The following is a 20,866-nucleotide window of genomic DNA, read 5'->3' on the forward strand; positions in this document are numbered from 1 at the left end:
GATTCTAGCTTAAAACTTAGTACTTCTAACTTACAACTTAATATCCTTAATATTGCAGCTGCAATAGTTATGAAACAACAAGTAGATATTGAAAACTGGATCAGAAAAGAGCATTACAACTTTTTTAAACAGTTTGAAGAGCCCTATTACGGCGTAAACGTAAATATTGACGTAACTGCCGCTTATAAGTTTGTAAAGGATAACAGTCTCTCGTTTTTCCTTTACACCATGTACCAGTCGTTAGCCGCATCGCAAATTATTGAGCCGTTTAAATACCGTATGGAAGACAACGAAGTTTTTATTTACGACCGGATTGACGCCAGTTCAACAGTTCCAAGGGCTAACGGCACATTTGGCTTTGGCGAATGGCCTTTTCATCCTTTGTTTGAAGATTTCGCCCGCGACGCAAACAAAGAAATTGAGCGCGTACAACGCAACAACCTGCTTGAGCGTAAAGCTTTAAACAATGTAATCCGTTATTCGTCACTGCCGTGGATCAACTTTACCTCGTTGTCACACGCGCGTATATTTTCATTTGTGGATAGCTGCCCAAAAATTTCCTTTGGTAAAATGACCGAACATCATGGCAAGCGCACCATGCCGGTATCTATCCATGTAAACCATGCTTTGGTTGATGGTATTCATGTAGGCCAGTATATTGATTGTTACCAGGAGTTATTGAACAAAGGGTTTTAACCTTTTTTAAACACATTTTCCTTCACCATAAACAGTGGCAGCGAGCCGTGGTCAAGTACGCGTGAATGGAAATCCCTGATATTAAATTTGGCCCCTTGCTTTTGTTGTAGTTCTTCTTTCCAGTGCAATATTTGCAATGCTCCATATTTGTAGGTAACAACCTGTGCCGGCCAGCGGCGCATGCGGGCTATCTCGCGCATGGCAATGTCATCCTGTCCGCGGATATTCTTTTTCCAGAAGGCCAGTGCCTGCTCATCTGTCCAGCCGTAATAATTTAGGGCAACATCCAGCGGTACGCGAACAGAACGCACTATGTCCCACTCCCATTTGCCCAGTTCATCATAAGGTGTTTTGTATACACCAAGTTGTTTGCCTAACTCTTCTGTATAAGCCCCCCAGCCTTCAGCAAACCCCATGTAATAAAACAGCTGTTGTACTGCCGATGTCTTGGTTTGAGCCTCGATACTGGCCTGATAATGATGCCCGGGAACACCTTCATGAATAAAAAGCCAGTCGACCTGGCGTTTATTGTAGGGCTTATCAAAAAGGTTGTAGTAAAATACATTACTATCATAATAGCCGGGCGTTTGAGCTAATTGCCGGCTTTCGCCTTTCTCAATTTTTAGCGGAGCGATATTGGTGTTATTAAACAGTTGGGGCAGGCCAGTATAAATGATCTCCCTGGTATTTTCGAACGATTGCTGCACCACTTTCGGATCGCTGATAAAAAAGGAAGGATCATTGAGGTGTTTATAAAAATTCTCCTCGCTTAAACCGGTTTGCAGACGGATAGCTTCGATATGTTTTTGAACGCGACTAATTTCAGATAATCCAAACTGGTAAATTTCATCTGGAGTAGCATTGGCGCTTGTCCATCGTTTAAGCAGGTAGGCATACCAGGCTTTTCCGTTGGGGATATCGATGATACCGTTTGTTGGAACAGCTACCGGTCTGTTTTTCAACCAGTCCTGTTCAAGAGTAATTCGTTCCAGGTTGAGACCGGTTTCATAATTGATCAGCTCATAATCTACCTTTTCCGATTCATTTAATTGATCTGCCTTAAAAGCCGATAAACCCGTTTTAACTTTTGTAAAAAAGTCCAGTTGCTTTTGCACGTCGGCGACGGTACCAATATGCTCCAAACCGCTTACGTAGCTTAGCTCCAATTGCGGCAGATGCAAACTGTTGTAGCCGACTACAAAATCTTTGCAAAAAGTATCAAACGATTGTTGTTTTTTGGCCGGCAATACCGACAACATCAACGTACCGATAGCCACGATAAAAACCTTCATAAATTGAATCTTGATTAACAAACATAAATAATAAACTGTATTTTACTTATGTAAAGCCCAATATCCCCCTGTTGGGGTGATAAGCCTGTAATCCCTACCGTATAAATTTGATAATCATGGTGTATCGCAAATTAATTTCGCTTTGTATTTTTATGCTGATTGGCTGTAATGGATTTGCACAGGTAAGCTATCCCGATGCCAAACTTCCGGCCGATACCCCACGTTTATTTGCGCAAGGCATCCTGAGCGATGGACTAAGCAACCGCGATTTTACCATCTCGCCACAAGGCGATGAAATTTTCTTTACCCTGCAGCAGCCTCGTTTTATAACCAGTACAATTTTGCATATCCAAAAGAAAAACGGCAAATGGGGCAAGCCCGAAGTTGCACCATTCTCCGGCCGTTACCGCGACTTAGAGGCAAGCTTTTCGCCGGATGGCCAAACCGTTTATTTCTCGTCAGACAGGCCATTGAATGACTCTGTCGCCAAAAAAGACTTTGATATTTGGCGGGTTAAGCGCGGTAAAAATGGAGATTGGGGACAACCCGAAAATCTCGGTCCGCAAGTAAACTCTGCTAAAAGCGAATACTACCCAAGCGTGGCTAAAAACGGCAACCTGTATTTTACGGTAGAAGCTGATTATGGTAAAGGCAGCGAGGACATTGTTATTTGCAAACCAACAGCAACGGGCTACACACAGCCCGAAAGCCTTCCCGAAGATGTGAATACCAAATACGATGAGTTTAATGCTTTTATTGATCCGGATGAACAATTTATTATATTTAGCTGCTACGGCCGGGCCGATGACATAGGCCATGGAGACCTGTATATAAGCCATAAAGATAAATCAGGCAAATGGTTACCTGCCAAACATCTGCCTGCACCAATAAACAGCACAGCACTTGATTATTGCCCTTATGTAACTGCCAACAAAAAGCACCTGATCTTTACCAGTAACCGCATTAATAGTCAGTTTAGCAACGGGCAACCCAAAACATACCAACAACTACAGGCACTGCTTAACAGCCCCGGCAATGGATGGGATGATATTTATTGGGTTAAATTTAATGAAGCCTGGTGAACAGCAGCTTATGTTGACTGAATGTAGCTATGCAATTGCTCGATAGTTTCCCTCTGCGAATAGATAGTTTCGTACACCACATCACTCATCGAAATGATGCCACATAACTGATCGGTCACATCAAACACCGGTAAATACCTGATGTTATTTTCGCTCATGATCAGCATACATTCTTCAACAGACGATTCTGGGGTAATCCTCGGGAAGTTGGTGCTTATAATTTCGCCGGCGGTAGTTTCGTCGGAGTGTTTGCCCATCAGGATAATTTTGCGGGAGTAGTCCCTCTCGGTCATCAACCCCAGGTATCTGCCGTTTTCGGTAACCACTACCGATCCTATATTTTTATCGGCCATCAACTTTAACACATTAAACACAGTAGTTTCGGCAGGTACGGCAGTAACATTGCTCCCCTTACGGGCCAGGATATGCTTTACACTTTTCATGAGTACTCAGGTTAATTTGGTATTTTCAAGATACGAATAAGTAACAGAAAAACAATGGATTCTGAAAAATATTTTCAATTCAAAGGGATAAAACAACACCTCCCAACTAAAAAACACAGGCGGTAAACTACCATTCGAACAAAAAAGCCCCTCAGTAATTAAACCGAAGGGCTACCAACCTATATAAAAACAAACCTATTGTTTTCTCTTTCCCCAAATGGCGGTGCCATGGTTATCCAAACCGGTAAATATCAGCGTTGATGTTATTTTATTTTCCCAGTCGCGCTCGCGCTCTACTTTTAGTTTATAAGTGTCACCACTGCTGTATTTAAGTTCGAGCCACGGAGTGGTGAAGGTCCATTTATCGGCCGCATTGCCGTCAATAGTACCTGCAGCATCCAGTTTAAAGGTTGTTGACACCTGGAAATCCGGATTGGTTTGCTCGGTACCATATCCCGGTACAACATGATAATTCAGTGTAATTTTTTCGTAGGTTCCTGCCACATCGGTTGAGGCTATGGTTGTTTGGGCAACATTGGCGTAGCGCTCGGGCGATACTATCGGCCAGCCATCGGGTGTCCAGGATATTTTGCGAACGTGCAGATCCATAAAGTACGAGTTGATCCCCGGTCTGCCCTGGTGTGCCATGTAATATTGCCCGCTGCCATTATCAAACACCGCACAGTGACCTGTGCCCTGCCAGCCGCTTTGATTGGTAAACTGATACGGAGCCACGATCATTGGACCATGATCTTCATCGGTATTAACGTCGTGCCCGTTATAATCATAAAATGGCCCTGTCGGGCTATCGGCCCGCCCTACCCTCACGTTGTACTTGGTTTGCAGCCAATCATAACTGATAAACAGGAAATACTTTTTCAGATCAGGATTGTAGATCACCTCGGCGCCTTCAATATTGCCGTTATATTTACCACCGGTGAAACCGCGGTTGGCTATGCGTTTCCCTTTATCACCTGGCGAAACAGCCAAACCGGTTGAAGGATCAAGCTTCAAGATATAGATTCCGTCCCAGGCCGAGCCGTAGTACATATACTGCTCGCCGCTGGTTGTAGTAATCACCGTTGGATCAATAGCGTTGGTTTGGATACTGGCATCATTGGCAGATGTTACTACAATGCCTTTCTCTGTCCAGGGACCATCCGGAGCTGAAGCCGTCGCCATGCCAATAACACTTAAACGTGCCGTTGCCGATGAAAGCGAATAATACAACCTATATTCAGAACCCACCTTCATTACATATGGAGCCCACAAAGCATTATAAGGCGCGCCGCCCTTTCCGGTAATATAAGCAGAACCCTGTGCGGGTAATGATGAAAATACCCAACCCACATATTCCCATTGCACCAGATCCTTCGACCGGCGAATTTGAAGGCCAGATCTTACATCGGTGCCAAAAGCCACATCCGTGCTATAGCAATAGTAATAATCGCCAAACTTTTTAATGGATGGATCATGCACGTTGTACACCGTCCACTTAGGATAATAGGTAAAAGCGGCTATATCGGCATACGTATCACTGATGCTGTTGATATCAAAGGTGCTTGTTACCGGTGTGGTGGTGGTAGTATCCGTTTTTGTGGTTGTTGGCGCAGGTGTTTCCTTTTTTGAGCAGGAAAATATGGCCGCAGCCAGCGCCACGATTAAGTATAGGGGTAAACTTTTCTTTTTCGTCATTATCTTGATCATCTCTTGCTTATCTAAAACCATGTCATTTCGAACGATAGTGAGAAATCTTATACAACATGCTTAGCAAACTTTGCATATCTGCCTTGTATGCCGTACAAGATTTCTCTTTCGTTCCCCCCCTCAATCCGGCCTCTTGCTGTATCGAAATGACACTTTTTTATACTCACTCTTTAGCCCTCCCCTTCAGGGGAGGGTTGGGTGGGGTTAATACCCCGTATTCTGCACCAAACCAACATTGGTTTGTACCTCTGTAAGTGGTATTGGCAAATACTCCTTACCCGGGGTATAAGTATTAAATTCCGGGTCACGCGCTTTAAGCCAGGCCAGTTTAGTGGCATCCTGTAACCAGCCCCAGCGACGGATATCATCAAACCTGTGACCCTCAAGTGAAAATTCAAGGAAACGTTCGTGGCCTATCTGCTCACGCATTTCGGTCTGGCTCATACCCGGTTTAACGGTAGCCAGGTTGGGCAACCCCACACGGTTACGCACCATTTGAATGTATTGATAAGCATCGTTTGTAGTGCCTAATTCGTTCAAACACTCGGCATACATCAGCAGCACATCGGCGTAACGCATCAACCTTTCGTTAATACCCGATCTCCAGTCATATTCATCAGCCTGACCGCTATCACCATTTTCATATTTATGGCAAAAGAGGGCGTTTAATGACGAGCTGCCAGCGTAGCGGGTTGCAAAATCCTGGTTATACAGTTTTTCGCCCGGCTTGTTGTAGTACATGGTTACATCCAAACGTGGATCGATACCTCCGCTGGTTGTTTTTTCCTGCAGATATTCGTTATACAATGCTGGCGTTGGCTGCACATCGGTAAAGCCAAAACTTGCTGCACCAAAAGTGATGGCACGGGCCGATGTACGTCCCCATCCTGATGATGGATCACCACCCCAGCCCAGATCGGTACCTCCGGCATCCCTTGAAAACTGCACTTCGAATATCGACTCAGCATTGTTTTCATTATTGGCAAAAAAGTTATCATAGTAATTAGGCACAAGGCTATAAAGCCCCATATCAATTACCGATTTAAACTCGGCTGCTGCCTCAGTATATTTTTTAGTGAACAGGTATGTTTTACCCAGATATGCAGCTGCTGCACCTTTTGTAGCGCGACCTATCTGCCCATCGGGTGATAAGCCTGCGTACGTTGTTGGCAGCATGCCTTCAGCTGCTTTAAAATCGCTGATCACCTGTGCCCAAACTACATCCTGAGGTTGTTGTTTTTGGAAATAATCGGCACTTGATGCAGCAGGGACCAACGGCATGGGCACGTTTTTATAAAAATCGGCCAGGTGAAAATAATACAGGCCGCGCAGAAAATAGGCCTGCCCCAATACACGTTTCTTCAATTCGGCATCCATGTTGATGGCCGGCACATATTTCAGTACTTCGTTTGCACGTAAAATACCCTGATAGTAGGCTGTCCATGAAAACAGTACGCCATCGCCGGTACTTTGCATATTAAACTTACCCATGTTATAGATCTGATCCCATGGGCTATAGCTTGTAGCATCATCGCCCCTCGTGTTTTCTACTATCGGCGAAAAGCGCATGTATGAGCCATCTATAATTAAGCTGCCATATACAGCATTAATCCCTTTTACAGCATCGCTGGAGTTTTGCCAGAATGTTTGAGTTGTTTGCGCGTTAGGGTTTACCGTAGTCAGGTCGCTCTTTTTACACCCCATGGTAAATGCGGCTACCAACAATAGCGTTAATACAGCCTTTGTATATATCGTTTTCATTATAAATAATGTTAAATCGTTAATCAGTTTTTATAATCCTAATTGTAAGCCTACCAGTAAGGTGCGTGGATTTGGGAATGAACCATAATCAAAACCGCGGTTAATGGTACCATCGTTAATAAAATCAGGGTCGAAACCTTTGTACTTGGTAATGGTGTACAGGTTCTGCCCTGAAAGGTAAACTCTCAGGCTCCTGATCACGTGCGTACGGTTCAACAAACCTGCAGGCAGCGTATACCCCAATTGCGCGGTTTGTAAACGGGCATATGAGCCGCTTTGAATAAACCTGTCGGAATTGCGATTATTAGCATTAGGATCGCCGATTATTGGGCGCGGTACATTGGTATTGGTGTTATTAGGAGTCCAATAGTTCAGTTCGTCGGTGCTGGCATTGGTGTACTGACCTGTCATTAAAGCCTGGTACACGCCGTTGGCAATTCTGCTGCCATAGTTACCCTGTATAAATACTGATGCATCAAAGTTTTTGTAATTAGCGCTGAAGTTAAAACCATAGTATAATTTAGGAATGGCCGAGCCTAAGTAAACACGATCGGCGTCGTTGATGATACCGTCTTTATTGGTATCAACAAACTTAACATCGCCTGGGGCTGCTCCTGTTTGAGTGGCATGAGCCGCTACATCAGCCGCATCTTTAAAAATGCCTTCAGTTTTAAAAGCGTACAGCTCACCTACTTCGCCCCCTACAGCTGTTTTGCTGTATGCGCCGTATATCGGGTTACCACCATTGCCTAATGACGTTACTTTATTTTTCACCGTTGAAGCATTTGCGCTGATGGTGTAATTGAACGGACCGGTATCCCTGCTGCGGTAAGTTACTGTAAACTCGATACCTTTATTGGTAAATGAAGCAGCGTTAACCAACGGCGTGTTGATAGCGCCTACCGAAACCGGGATAGGTACCGATAACAGGATGCCTTTGATCTTGTTGATATAATATTCTGATGAAAAGCTTAATTGATCGTGAAACAGGCTCAAATCCAAACCGATATTAGTTGTTTGTTTTTGCTCCCATTTATTGGTTTGATCAAATACCTGTGTTTGAGTTGCTCCGGATGCGAGCGTATTTCCGAATACATAGCTGGCGTTGGCATTTACTACTGCCTGGTAAGGATAAAATGCAAGGGCATTTACGTTACCCAATGTACCATAACCTGCTTTTAACTTTAACTGGCTAATGGTTTCGGGCAGGTGCAGAAATTTCTCCTTGTTGATATTCCAACCAACTGACACACCGGCAAAATTACCAAAGCGGTTATATTCAGGCAGCTGCGATGTACCGTCGCGACGGTAGTTGGCAGTCAACAGGTAACGATCGTCATAGTTATAGTTTACACGACCAAATATTGGCGAGTAAAATTTACGCTCGTTGCTGTTGCCAAATATTGTTTTATCGGTAGTATTGCTCACGTTATCAAACGCGAACAAGTATGGCTGAGGCAGGTTGTACGCAATGCCTGTTAGGTTATCATTTTTATCTTTTTGATAAGCTGTACCTGCCAATAATTCTACATGGTGCTTGCTGATGTCAAACTTGTAGCTTAACGTATTCTCAACAAGCGCGGTGTAATAGTTGCCGCGCGCATCGCTATAGTAAGCGGTGGTGTTTGGATAAAACCAGCCAAGATCGTAAATAGGATCAAAGTAAGTATTCTTGAAATCGTTGCGATCGTAACTTGCGCTAAGACGGTATTTCAGGTTTTTAATAAACTCTACCTCCATCCACGCCGATGCCATCATCCGGTTACGTTGCCCGGTGCTGTTCAGCAGGTTATTTACGCCGATGATATTCAAAGAGATTGCTCTTTGGGTATTTTGATCAACACCACCATAACCTCCAACACGGTTAGGGTCATAAATAGGCATGGTAGGGATAGCTGTGACAAGGTCAACTATCTGGTTACCGGTTCCGTGCAGGTGAGGATAGGCCAGATTGTTATAGTCGCCTTCAGTATAGGCAAACTTACTACCGAAAGACACGATACCTTTTTTGCCCTGAATGTTGCCGCTCAGATTATAGCGGGTATATGAAGGGCCGGATACAGTTGTACCGGTTTGGTTAAAGTAATCAAAAGCAACGCTATAACTCATATTTTCGTTACCGCCGGATAAACCCAGATCGTGGCTCTGGGTGTAACCTGTTCTGAACCCGGATTTTTGCCAGTCGGTATTTACATTGCTGATAAACTTGCTTGATGACGGATCATTACCCGGAGCAAGCGATAAACCGGCGTTGGTTTCGGCAGCGTTGGCAATTTTCTGATATCCTACCCTATCGGTAACCGACAATGTTTTTGGATTTTTCTGGAAGCCGGCATAACCATTATAGTTGATTTTCATGGCGCCATTACGGCCTTTTTTGGTGGTGATGATCACCACACCGTTAGCGCCGCGGAAACCATAAATGGCACCTGCAGAAGCATCTTTGATTACCTGTAAACTTTCTATATCTGTAGTCGGAAAATCAAAGGGCTCCATGGTTGGCACGCCGTCGATAATATAAAGCGGATTGTTATTGATCAGCGAGCTTACACCACGAATGCGGATAGAAACACCTTCACCCGGTACACCCGAACCATTTACCTGCACACCGGCAACCTGGCCTTGTAAAGCCCTGGCAACATCTGGTGTTACACGTTTATTGGCTTCTTTAAGATTTACCACAGCAACCGAGCCTGTAAGATTTTCCTTTTTCTGTGTACCGTATCCAACCACAATTACTTCATTCAAAGAGTTTGAAGCTGCTTTTAACTGCACATTGATAAGGGAGCTGCCGTTAACTGTTATTTCCTGCGAGGCATAGCCCACAAACGAAAACACGAGCACTACACCACCGGTATTGCTGTCTGGAATATTTAAAGTATAGCGTCCCTGCAAATCGGTTTGAGCGCTTACATTGGTACCTTTTACCTTTACCGTAACACCAGGCATGGGCAAGTCAGACTCGTCGGTCACTTTACCGTTAATGGCTCCCGGAGCCATCGCTGCTCCCTTTTCTGTAAGGATAACCAGGTTATTATCGCTCAGTGTATAACTCAGGTTGGTATTGTTAAGTACAATTTTCATCACCTCTTCAAGCGATGCATCTTTTGTATTTAAACTGGCGGGCATGTCGTTTTTTAACAACATGTCGTCGTTGTACAAAAAGCGATAGTCAGACTTCTTTTCAATTTCCTTCAGCGCCTTTTTCAGCGATACGTTTTGGAAATTTACGTTGATGCGGGTCTGACCATATCCTTTTGAAAACGCCTGCAACGAGGAGACGAGTACCAGGATACAGATAAATTTAAACATAAGAAGTACTTTCAAAAATTGGTTCAGCCGCAATGGGTTAATGCGGTGTGCATTTTTTTTCATAATTTAGCATTAAGGTTATTTAACTATTGGGTTTATAGAAGGACTGGTAGTTAATTTGTACCACATTATAATGGGGGGATGCGGGAACATCTTCCCATTTTTTATGGCCAGAGGTTTTATACTTTTCTATGCATAGGCTTATATCATAAAGGTTTATTAATTAATAAATTACAATTTGGTTAGTGTCTATTTTATAATGAAACGCCGCTGTCCTTTGCAGGTACAGTAAAGCTTTGTTAATTGGTTCTTTTTCAAACTTGCCGGTAAAGCGCAGCTTTTTTACGTCCTCATTTTCAAAAACAATATTCACATTATATCTGCGCTCCATTTTTTGGGCTATGTTTTCAAAATCCTCGGCATCAAAAGCCAGTTTATTTTCAAGCCATAAAGCCTCAGATGGCAACGTGTCTTTTTTAGCCTGATGAATACGGCTCAGTGCTATAAGTGGCGTTTCCTCGGCAATCCTATCGGTAGGGATATTACTTTTAGCTTGCGGTTCCTGATTGTTGATTATCGTAAGTTTTTCTGAGGGATTGAGGATGATCTTTTTTTCGGGATTTTTTAAAACAGTAAGCTCAATCTTTCCGCGTACCAAAGCCGCTTCAGATGTTTTGTCGTTATTGTATGAGCGCACATTGAATTTAGTACCCAGCACCCTGACACTGATTGTTGGCGTGGTAACTACAAAAGGATGCTGAGGATCTTTAACCACATCAAAAAATGCCTCACCAACAAGGTTTACCCTTCTTTGATCGGTACCAAAATCATTGCTGTAAGTGAGCTTGCTGCCCATGTTAAGCCAAACACGGCTTCCATCGGGCAGTTGAATTTTACTGATACCGTTTTTAGGAGCGGTTATTTCGTTAGATTTCCCAGTGGGGATAGTTTCTTTGCGGGTAAACCAAAATACGCCCAGCATTAAACATGCGGCAGCTAATAACGATCCCAGTTTAATGATCCGGGCTCTTTTTGTTTTGGTTTGAATTGCGATAACCTGGGCAGCTTCTTCAGCTTCCTTTTCTTCAATAGCGTCAAGTTCGGCTTCAAAAGCATCCCATTTGTTTAACAGCTTTTCATCCTGGCCCGCTTGCTGGTCATTTTTCCAGATCTCTTCCAGCCCATCCATTGGGTACACACCGGCTGCTTCCTGTTGCTGCAACAGTTGCTCAAGTTCAAGTAACTCTTCGGGCGAAGCTTCACCATTTAACTTTTTGCCAATAAGTATCCAGATGTTGTTGATCATTATTTACGGTTCTATATATAAAGACTGTAAATAATAAGGATACCCCAGTGGGCAGATTAAATATTTTTTGAAATTTTTTCGGGACTGGCTGGTATTGCCATTTTTTGGGTGTCTTTTAACCCTTGTGCAAGGGTTTTCAACGCGTTGCCCATGTGGTATTCAACCGTTTTAATGGAGATATCCAGCAGATCGGCCACTTCGCGATATTTCAAACCATCCTCTTTTATCAGCTTAAAAACAAGGCGGCATTGATCGGATAGTTTGTTTAAGGTAGTGTTGATCAGTTTAGTAAGATCTTCATAAACCAGCTTGTCTTCGCCCGTAGCGCTTGAATCGGCAACATCTACATTGGCCTCATCAATATTCACACGTTTAAGCTGATTTTTGGCAAGACAAGTAAGTGACTTATTTTTAACCGATGTATAGCAGTAATAAGTAAAATTATTGATCTCTGCTATCGAAGCACGGCGCCCCCAAAGGTTCATGAAAACATCATTGGTGATTTCCTCGGCCAGTTCATCCTGCTTTACCAATGATTTTGCCAGGCTAAATAATTTACCATAATAAGCCAGATAGAGCCTTTTAAAAGAAGCCCTGCTGCTGTTTAAAGCAATATCATTAAGCAAGTACCTAATCTCAGTGTCCAACATCTCCTTTATCTGCTATTATTATTTTCATCAAAAACCGGGGGACAGTTCCTGTACGGTTTAAATCAATATAATTGGTAATTGGCTCATTAAAGCAAAGTGATTACTCTAATTAAAATCTAAGGTATAATATTTTATTTTAATTGTTCAAAAAACAATTAAAATATTTTTAATAAAAAAAACAAATCATACTTAAAACAATTGCTAAATATCTTTTCTAAAGTTAAAATTCAAGTTCCTATCTATAATTAACCTTCAAAATAGACTATCCTTTTTACTTCACTCAACCCAACCAATCAAAATAAAAAGTGTCATTTTAACAATAATTAATGTAAATTTTCAATCAGCTTTTGCAAAAAATTCATAACAAAAAAGCCCCGCATCCGCGAGGCCAAATTTTAGCCATAAAGCTTAGATTCCAATCAGGAGTTATAATCAGCGTTTCCTTTTTTAATTTTAGCTACGCTTAAAGACTTCTAACTTGATACTTCCTACTTATGCCAGGATCTTGTCAAGCAATTTCAATTCTTCATCGGTAAACGATGTATTGGCCAAACAACCAATGGAATCAGTAACCTGCTCCGGTTTACTTGCGCCGATCAGTACCGAAGTAATCCGCTTATCTTTCAGAATCCATGATAATGCCATCTGTGCCAGGTTTTGGCCTCGCTGTAATGCAAGTTCATTCAGCTTTGCAGCTTTGGCTATGTTTTGCTCTGTTATGGCATCTTCATCAATAGCGCCGTTGCCACGATGAGCGGCAGCCCTTGAACCTTCGGGGATGCCTTTCAGGTATTTATTGGTTAATAGGCCTTGCGCCAATGGTGAGAACGGGATACAGCCAACGCCCTTATCTTCCAGCACATCAAGCAAACCACCTTCAACCCACCTGTCGAACATAGAGTATTTAGGCTGATGGATCAGGCATGGCGTACCAAGCTCTTTCAATACAGCAACCGCTTTTTCAGTTTCAGAGGCGCTGTAACTTGAGATACCAACATACAAAGCTTTACCCTGGCGGACGATCAGATCCAACGCGCCCATGGTTTCTTCGATAGGGGTTTCAGGATCCGGGCGGTGATGATAGAAAATATCCACATAATCCAAGCCCATCCGTTTCAGGCTTTGATCAAGACTGGCTACGAGATATTTTTTTGACCCCCAGTCGCCATACGGCCCTGGCCACATTCCCCAACCTGCTTTGCTTGAAATGATCAATTCATCGCGATAGCTTTTGAAATCATCTTTTAAAATGCGACCAAAGGTTTCTTCGGCTGATCCTGCAGGTGGCCCGTAATTATTGGCAAGGTCGAAATGGGTAATGCCTTTGTCAAAAGCTAAACGTAAAATATTACGGGCATTTTCCAGGCTGTCGATACCTCCGAAGTTGTGCCATAAGCCAAGTGATACCGCGGGCAGTTTTAAACCACTGTTACCGCAACGGCGGTATTCCATATCCTGGTAGCGATTTGCATTGGGTAGATAGGTCATATTTTGTTTGATTAGTAAAAGCCCAAAATTGGCCTATCTATCACAAAAATCCATTGAACTGGGACAAGAAATGAAATTATTTACCGGCTAATATTTGGAAGGATGCCTACAGGCCGACTTATATTTGAGCCATGTTTCAAAATATCAATAATTACGCGGCGCGCTCGGTTAATTTAACGGCAGAAGAGACAGCGCTGTTTAATGAGATATTGGAATACAGGAAAGTACCCAAAAAGACCCGCCTGCTTGCTGCTGGCGATGTATGTAACTTTGAAGCCTATGTAAACAAAGGCTGTATCCGCGAATATATTATCGATGAAAACGGAGTGGAAGTAACCCTGCAGTTTGCCGTTGAAGACTGGTGGGTAAGCGACCTGGCCAGTTTCCAGGATCAAAGCCCCTGTACTATGTACATCGAAACCCTGGAAGATTGCGAACTGCTCATCCTCACCCGCGATTCAAAGGAGCGCCTGTTAACAGAAGTACCCAAACTGGAGCGCATGTTCAGGCTTATGCTGCAGAGGCATTTAACCGTGGTTCAGAAAAGGCTTTATAAAACCATAGCAACCACGGCCATGGAAAAATACCTGGAGTTTATTAACCGTTACCCCAGCATTCCGCAAAGGGTACCGCAGCATTATATAGCTTCTTATCTGGGCATCTCGCCCGAGTTTTTGAGTAAGTTGAGGGCGAGGAATTTGAAGAAGTAAATGGTAGAGCAATGTCTTGCTTTTATGATAGTTTAAGTAGGTATCTTAATCTAAAAGCGTCATTGCGGCACGAAGCAATCCCCGATTAGCAGAGCCACTCTGCATAGTTCGCGATTGCTTCGTACCTTATAATAACGGCTTAGTTCACGGCATTGGCTGTAATCTATATAATTTAATTTCGATGAATATGCAAACCATTAAACTGCCGTTTTCCATTTTCGTAACTTGTATTTCCTTTAGCAAAACGTGGATATTTTGCGCTGTATTTCTTAAATACACTCTCAGGTTGCTTCACTCCGTTAACGATCATTTCTTCGCCATTAAATGAAAGTTCACGCAAAGCCCCTTCATTAGGGATGATATGATCTGCTATTAAATCGCCGATCATCTGTTTTAATACCCGCTGATCTTCGGCCGCCTGCTCTTGGTCTTTCTTGGCCTGGATCTGATCTAAGTGCGCCTGCTCCTGGTCACGTTTGGCTTGTTCCTGATCACGGGCGGCCTGTTCCTGGTCGCGTTTCGCCTGTTCCTGGTCTTTACTCGCCTGCTCCTGGTCACGCTTAGCTTGCTGCTGGTCACGCTCGGCCTCTTCCTGTTCAGCTTTTGCGTGCTCCTGGTCACGGGCTGCCTGTTCCTGGTCACGTTTAGCTTGTTGCTGATCGCGGCGGGCCTGCTCCTGATCATGTTTAGCCTGTGCCTGATCTTTTTTTGCCTGGATCCTGTCCTTCCTGATTTGCTCACGGATAGAAGCTATAACTGTGCTGTATTCCCCCCATTTAGTCGACGGGATAATTTCACCATCAACGGCCAAAGCTACCAACTTGTTGTTTGCCAGTTCCATTTGATAAGTTTTTCCATTCCAGTTAGTTTGGATGCGTTCGCGACCCTTACCATCAAAAGTATCGTAATTGTTATAAGAGTTGAAGGCCGTTTTTTTTCCCGGTTTCTGGGCATTCGCAGCAGTTGTTAATGCTGTTGCCGCTATCAGCAACAGAGCGCTTCTTAAATAATTTGTTTTCATCTTTCTGTCGGTTTAAGAGTTAAAAAATTGGGCAATAGTTTTCCATTCCGCCCATTTTTGGCAGTTTAAAATTGATTGTTAATGATTGATTACTACATACTATGGCCTATAAAGCAGCAGCATACCTGCTTTACAAACCAGCTAAGAAAAGTTTTACTTACTCCTGAACGTTTGTTTTACTTTTTACCGGTTCTGCTTTTGGTTTGCTGGCCTGTGCCTGGTCACGCTTTGCCTGCTCCTCATCGCGACGGGCTTGTACCTGGTCCCTTTCGGCCTGTTCCTGGTCAAGTTTAGCCTGCGCCTGATCGCGCATGGCTTGTTCCTGATCGCGCTTGGCCTGCTCCTGATCGCGACGTGCCTGGTCCTGATCTACTTTGGCATGCTGCTGATCACGTTTGGCCTGTTCCTGGTCACGGCGGGCTTGTTCTTGTTCGGGGTTGAGCTTTGTATTATCAGCTACTGTCTGCTGATTTTCCTGTTCGGCCCGCAGCTTTACTGCCAATGCGTCGCGCTCCAGTTGCTCCTGCGGAGACAAAGGTTCGGCGTTAGCCATAACTACATTTTCAATAGCATGAACGGGCTTCTGTACATCAGCAATGTATCTGCGTTTTAAACGTTTGGACCTATCAGTTTGCTTGGCAATTGCTACTACTTGCGTGCCGGCAGGTTGCACAATCCGTTGTTCCTGCTTATATACATGAGCACTGCCACTTTCCGGATAATTAACTTTCCTGATCTGCGCAATGGCGGCAGTGGCTATAATAGCCGAAAGAACAATAATCCCGGCTATCAAAAATGCCCGCTCTCCCGAAGTTACCGTTTTGTTTTTATTACCCAGGATGCGGCTTACCCTTTGCAATAACTGATTTTTTTTACCGGGGAATGCAACTGCATAATTGGTACCATAAAGGGAATATTCTTTAAAACTGATGAGGGCATCTATAAACTCCCGCTTATTTTTTGTTTGGGCGAGAGCTATGTCGTCACAGCAATTTTCCCGCTCGTCGCGCAGCAGGGCCGAGATCCATAACAAACCCGGATTAAAGAAAAATACGGTTTCGGCAATGGTTTGCAAAAAGTTAACCATGTAATCGTGCCTGCGGATATGGGCCAGTTCATGCAGTAATACGGCCTCAACCTGTTCGGGCGGCAACCCGGCCAACAAACCCGCCGGGATCAGGATTACCGGCTTCAGGTGCCCTATAACCATGGGCATTTTTACATAGCCCGATTCAAGTAGTTTAACTACCTGCTTCAACTGCAGCTTTTCGCAAAGCAATTCAACCCTGCTTTTCCAATACCCAACAGGTTCGGATACCTGCTTGTGTTTGGCAGTATGGATAAACATAAGCCCGCGCATCATCCGTACCGACCGGAACAGGAAAAATACAAACCACAGCAGCACAACCATCGGCGCATTGGCTGTAAAATAACCGATACAGATATTGGCAAAAGCCCGGATCCCATCGGCATTAAGGCCCAACAAAGCCGATGCCTTGCTACCAATAGCATTGCTAAACTGTGCCATGCCTCGCTGTGGCTGTTTGTTCCACTCCCAAATAAAAGTGGCCAGGCAGGCGCCCACGAATAATAAAAACTGCACCAAAACCAGGTTGTACCTTACTGCAGCGCTTGCTTTTTTGGTAAGCAGCATTACCACCGCGCTGATAACCGCCAGCAACATCCCCTGCCATAGCGAATGGATCAGCATCCAGCTAAACGCCTGAATCAGGCTGTTGGAAATGGTGTTGGTGTTAAGGAGCAGGTACATATCTGTAAAGGTTTAATTATTTATCGTCCATGTTTTTGAGCAGCTCTTTTATTTTTTTGAGTTCTTCGGCCGATGTCTTATCATTGCCCAACAGGGCTACCATCAAATCGCTCGGCGAACCGTTGTACATCGAATCAACAAAGCGGCCAAGCATATTGCCTTTTATCCTGCTTTCTTCAACTGCAGCGCTATAAATGTGCTTCATATTGGTTTCGTCACGATCAAGCATCCCTTTCTCCTTCATTACCTGCATCAGCTTAAGGGTGCTGGTATAAATTACGGCTTCCTTTTGCTCATTAAGCTTATCGTGCACAAACCTCACTGTAGATGGGCCGTACTGCCACAGCACCTGCAAAACATCCATTTCGGTTTTGGTTGGTGTTAAATCAGCAGTAATATCCTTTTTAAACAAACTCATAAACCAAAGGTATGCATTAAAAACGTACGTTACAATAGCTAAGTTATTTTTTCTTTAAAAATTTTGCTGTATAACAAAACAACCACCCTAATACTAAGGTGGTTGTACATTATAAATATAAGATCAGTCGTTTAAAAGCTCTTGGCGAAGGTTAGGCCTACACGGCCGTCCTGGTAAGTTGGCAGCAATAATGAGTTATTGTTTTTGCCCTTTTCATTACCTCCGCGAAACACGCTGTTGCGGATTAGTGGGTATAAATAATAAGCAGCCTTGGTTGACAGGATACCGAAACCTGCACCGGCTACGATATCACTAAACCAGTGTTTATTGTTATACACACGTAATATTGCGGTAGTAGTGGCGAAAGCATAACCTACACCTCCGTATATCGGTGATCGGTCACCATATTCCTGGGCCATAAATTCGGCAGATACAAAGGCGTTACCGGTATGCCCTGAAGGGAACGAAAACTTATCTGAACCGTCGGGCCGCTCCCTGTGGGTAACGCGTTTTAAACCGAAAGTGGTACCGGCAAATATGGCTTCAGAAAGTACAAGCAACATAGTACGGTCAATAAATGTATTTTTACCGTGTACCCCTGCAGCATTCAACCCATAAACCGAGATGATTGGAGCATACTGAAGGTAATTATCTACTTTGGTGTGAAAGCCCGGATGATCTTTATTCATATCAGCCCTCACATCGTAATCGATATTACGGATAAACTTCACTTTTAGCGATAATAAACCGTAGGTAATGAAAGCCGCAGGCGGTATATATGATGGAAATTTACTCTGAAGGTGTTTAACCGTATCCGGCAATGTCAGGATATTCCTGGCAGAGTCTTTCTGCAGAGAATCCTTCTTTACGGCAACTTTTTGTAATGTATCCTTAACCTGGGCATAAACAGGCAGCGAAAACGAGGCTGCCAATAGCATCGAAATAAAATAAAACCTAAACTTTTGCAAAGAATCCCCCTTATTAAGTGCTGGTAAACACAATTATACAATTTAATTCTGTAGAATTTCTGAAGCGCGTAAACAATAAATTAACACGCTGTTAACGTAAATTATATTCAATATGTTGTACACCTTTCAAATTGATTTTAAGGTTGATAGTTTACATTTTAATTGTTCTTTTAACAATAAATAAAAATACCTATGTTTGATTATACCTCCAATAAACCACCAAACTACCTGAATGAAGACCATCAAACTTATCTTTTGCCTCTTGCTGCTTATCGGTAGCCGGATTTTTGCCCAGGAACAAGCAAATATCACCATCAGCCTAAATGATAAAATTGGCGACATGTATCCAGTTTGGGCATGGTTTGGCCACGATGAACCTAATTATACCTACATGAAAGATGGCCGCAAACTTCTTTCAGAACTGGCAGCATTAAGCCCTGTACCGGTACGCATGCGGGTACATAATTTGCTTACCAGCGGTGACGGTACTGCAGCATTGAAGTGGGGATCGACCAATGCTTATACCGAAGATGCCAATGGTAACCCGATTTACAACTGGCACCTGGTTGATAGCATTTTTGACACCTATATTAAACTGGGCATGAAACCTTATGCCCAGATAGGTTTCATGCCCGAGGCTTTATCAACTCACCCCAAACCTTACCGCCATTACTGGAAACCGGGCGATAATTATGATGATGTTTACACCGGCTGGGCATACCCTCCTAAAGATTATAATAAGTGGGAAGAACTTGTTTACCAGTGGGTAAAGCATTCGGTACAACGTTATGGCCAGGCAGAGGTTGAAAGCTGGTACTGGGAGGTTTGGAACGAGCCAAACATAGGCTACTGGAAAGGCACCATGAAGGAGTTCTTTAAGCTATACGATTATGCCGCCCATGGCGTAAAACGGGCCCTGCCTACTGCACATGTTGGCGGGCCGGAAGTTGCAGGCGGCTCAAGCCCCGGCGGGATGAAATTTCTGAATGCCTTTATTAAACATTGCATTGCCGATACCAATTATGCTACAGGCAAAATAGGTTCGCCAATTGACGTAATCTCATTCCATGCCAAAGGCCAGCCCTCGTTGGTTAACGGTAGAGTGCGCATGAACATGGCACCGCAGATCCGCGATATCAGGGAAGGCTTTAAAATTGTGGCGTCATATCCCGAAACTAAAAACACGCCGATAGTTATAGGCGAATCGGACCCGGAAGGTTGTGCGGCCTGCGGCATGGCTACCAATCCGTCAAATGCTTATCGTAACGGTACCATGTATTCGAGCTATACAGCAGCTTCCATTGCCCGCGAATACCAGCTTGCAGATTCGTTAGGCGTAAATTTTATGGGCTCGGTATCATGGTCGTTCGAGTTTGAAAATCAGCCCTGGTTTTATGGCTTCCGCGATTTGGCAACAAACGGAGTTGACAAACCGGTGCTCAACGTTTTCAGAATGTTGGGCATGATGAAAGGTAAACGCTTAAAGGTAACCGGCGACCAGATGTACACGCTTAAAACGGTAGCCGATTCAAGTATTAGGGGGAACCATACAGATATCGGCGCTTTGGCTTCTGCAGATAAGAAAGAACTTACAGTACTGTTGTGGAACTATCATGACGATGACCAGCACGATGCGGGTAAAACGGTAAAGATCAGGATAGAGCATCTGCCGCCAACCTTTGTTAAACTTACCCAATACCGCATTGATGATGAGCACAGCAATGCTTATGAAGTGTGGAAAAAAATGGGATCGCCGCAAAATCCTACAGCGGCCCAAATTAAAGAGCTGGAAAAAGCCGGGCAGCTGCAGCAGTTTAGCAAAACGGTTACGTTATTGGCCAAATCAGGCTTATCGGGCGCCGAGGTTTTGCTTCCGAGACAAGGTGTAGCATTTTTAAAGTTTAGCTGGTAGGCAAAATCCATCCATTCATACTATAAAAATCTTCCCAGCCAGCGTAACCGCAATATATCGACAAAGTATCAAGCGTATAAGCCGACGGCTTAAATTTGGCCGGCATAATGCCAAATACCATATTTAAAGCATTGGGGCTAATTTCACGGCCTGTTTTTTTGAAAATAAGCTCTTTAAGCATTTCGGCATTAAAGTCACCATTAAATTCGGCGAGAATAAGAACCATGCCTTTGAGTTTTTCAAGGCAGGTATCAGAACAAGATTTAATCAATTTAATCAGGACTTGTAAAAGTAACGCAAGAGATACCAGCACCGGCACAAAACAACTT

General features: G+C 43.7%; 17 protein-coding genes. 4 read left to right on the forward strand and 13 right to left on the reverse strand.

Going from position 1 to position 20,866, the window contains the following annotated elements:
- The first annotated feature begins 69 nt into the window (after positions 1 to 69).
- Positions 70 to 696, forward strand: a complete 627-nt coding sequence (locus AC59JO_RS23265; protein ID WP_497308340.1) for a CatA-like O-acetyltransferase — start codon at positions 70 to 72, stop codon at positions 694 to 696.
- Here the strand turns inward: AC59JO_RS23265 and AC59JO_RS23270 are convergent.
- Entirely contained in the window at positions 693 to 1,988 is a 1,296-nt protein-coding gene (locus AC59JO_RS23270) for a DUF885 domain-containing protein (protein ID WP_413667051.1), read from the reverse strand. The genes AC59JO_RS23265 and AC59JO_RS23270 overlap by 4 nt on opposite strands.
- A 116-nt stretch (positions 1,989 to 2,104) precedes the next feature.
- Here AC59JO_RS23270 and AC59JO_RS23275 point away from each other — a divergent pair, with 116 nt between their 5' ends.
- Positions 2,105 to 3,070, forward strand: coding sequence for a TolB family protein (locus AC59JO_RS23275; RefSeq protein ID WP_497308342.1), 966 nt, complete (start codon positions 2,105 to 2,107; stop codon positions 3,068 to 3,070).
- 8 nt (positions 3,071 to 3,078) lie between these two features.
- On the opposite strand, the gene AC59JO_RS23280 is transcribed toward AC59JO_RS23275, so the two are convergent.
- From AC59JO_RS23280 to mgrA, 7 genes are all read right to left on the reverse strand, one after another.
- Positions 3,079 to 3,513 carry a CBS domain-containing protein gene (locus AC59JO_RS23280; RefSeq protein WP_497308344.1) on the reverse strand — a complete coding sequence of 145 codons (435 nt, stop codon included), beginning with the start codon at positions 3,511 to 3,513 and terminating at the stop codon, positions 3,079 to 3,081.
- Positions 3,514 to 3,708: 195 nt separating this feature from the next.
- Positions 3,709 to 5,220 (reverse strand): arabinan endo-1,5-alpha-L-arabinosidase, encoded by a 1,512-nt coding sequence (locus tag AC59JO_RS23285; RefSeq protein ID WP_497308346.1) that lies wholly within the window; start codon positions 5,218 to 5,220, stop codon positions 3,709 to 3,711.
- A gap of 204 nt (positions 5,221 to 5,424) precedes the next feature.
- Positions 5,425 to 6,981, reverse strand: coding sequence for a RagB/SusD family nutrient uptake outer membrane protein (locus tag AC59JO_RS23290; protein ID WP_497308348.1), 1,557 nt, complete (start codon positions 6,979 to 6,981; stop codon positions 5,425 to 5,427).
- Positions 6,982 to 7,011: 30 nt separating this feature from the next.
- Entirely contained in the window at positions 7,012 to 10,356 is a 3,345-nt protein-coding gene (locus AC59JO_RS23295) for a SusC/RagA family TonB-linked outer membrane protein (protein WP_497308350.1), read from the reverse strand.
- Positions 10,357 to 10,516: 160 nt separating this feature from the next.
- Entirely contained in the window at positions 10,517 to 11,599 is a 1,083-nt protein-coding gene (locus AC59JO_RS23300) for a FecR family protein (RefSeq protein WP_413667045.1), read from the reverse strand.
- Positions 11,600 to 11,655: 56 nt separating this feature from the next.
- Positions 11,656 to 12,249 (reverse strand): RNA polymerase sigma-70 factor, encoded by a 594-nt coding sequence (locus tag AC59JO_RS23305; protein WP_413667044.1) that lies wholly within the window; start codon positions 12,247 to 12,249, stop codon positions 11,656 to 11,658.
- 492 nt (positions 12,250 to 12,741) lie between these two features.
- Entirely contained in the window at positions 12,742 to 13,737 is a 996-nt protein-coding gene (gene mgrA, locus AC59JO_RS23310; protein WP_413667043.1) for an L-glyceraldehyde 3-phosphate reductase, read from the reverse strand.
- A gap of 131 nt (positions 13,738 to 13,868) precedes the next feature.
- Here mgrA and AC59JO_RS23315 point away from each other — a divergent pair, with 131 nt between their 5' ends.
- The gene (locus AC59JO_RS23315) at positions 13,869 to 14,447 is read left to right on the forward strand and encodes a Crp/Fnr family transcriptional regulator (RefSeq protein ID WP_413667042.1); all 579 of its coding nucleotides are present in this window, start codon (positions 13,869 to 13,871) and stop codon (positions 14,445 to 14,447) included.
- A gap of 172 nt (positions 14,448 to 14,619) precedes the next feature.
- Here the strand turns inward: AC59JO_RS23315 and AC59JO_RS23320 are convergent, their stop codons facing one another.
- The 4 genes from AC59JO_RS23320 to AC59JO_RS23335 all read right to left on the reverse strand — a co-directional run bounded on the left by AC59JO_RS23320 (position 14,620) and on the right by AC59JO_RS23335 (position 18,595).
- Positions 14,620 to 15,468 (reverse strand): hypothetical protein, encoded by an 849-nt coding sequence (locus AC59JO_RS23320; protein WP_413667041.1) that lies wholly within the window; start codon positions 15,466 to 15,468, stop codon positions 14,620 to 14,622.
- 157 nt (positions 15,469 to 15,625) lie between these two features.
- Entirely contained in the window at positions 15,626 to 17,239 is a 1,614-nt protein-coding gene (locus tag AC59JO_RS23325; RefSeq protein WP_497308353.1) for a M56 family metallopeptidase, read from the reverse strand.
- 16 nt (positions 17,240 to 17,255) lie between these two features.
- Positions 17,256 to 17,657, reverse strand: coding sequence for a BlaI/MecI/CopY family transcriptional regulator (locus AC59JO_RS23330; protein ID WP_413667039.1), 402 nt, complete (start codon positions 17,655 to 17,657; stop codon positions 17,256 to 17,258).
- 131 nt (positions 17,658 to 17,788) lie between these two features.
- Positions 17,789 to 18,595, reverse strand: coding sequence for a phosphatase PAP2 family protein (locus tag AC59JO_RS23335; protein ID WP_413667038.1), 807 nt, complete (start codon positions 18,593 to 18,595; stop codon positions 17,789 to 17,791).
- A 262-nt stretch (positions 18,596 to 18,857) separates the two neighbouring features.
- Between AC59JO_RS23335 and AC59JO_RS23340 the strand changes: the two genes are divergently transcribed.
- Positions 18,858 to 20,537: a GH39 family glycosyl hydrolase gene (locus AC59JO_RS23340; protein ID WP_413667037.1), complete on the forward strand. Its 1,680-nt coding sequence runs from the start codon at positions 18,858 to 18,860 to the stop codon at positions 20,535 to 20,537.
- On the opposite strand, the gene AC59JO_RS23345 is transcribed toward AC59JO_RS23340, so the two are convergent.
- The gene (locus tag AC59JO_RS23345) at positions 20,527 to 20,763 is read right to left on the reverse strand and encodes a hypothetical protein (RefSeq protein ID WP_497308356.1); all 237 of its coding nucleotides are present in this window, start codon (positions 20,761 to 20,763) and stop codon (positions 20,527 to 20,529) included. The genes AC59JO_RS23340 and AC59JO_RS23345 overlap by 11 nt on opposite strands.
- Between the last annotated feature and the right edge of the window lie 103 nt (positions 20,764 to 20,866).

It is taken from the genome of Mucilaginibacter sp. A5337 (assembly GCF_059690695.1).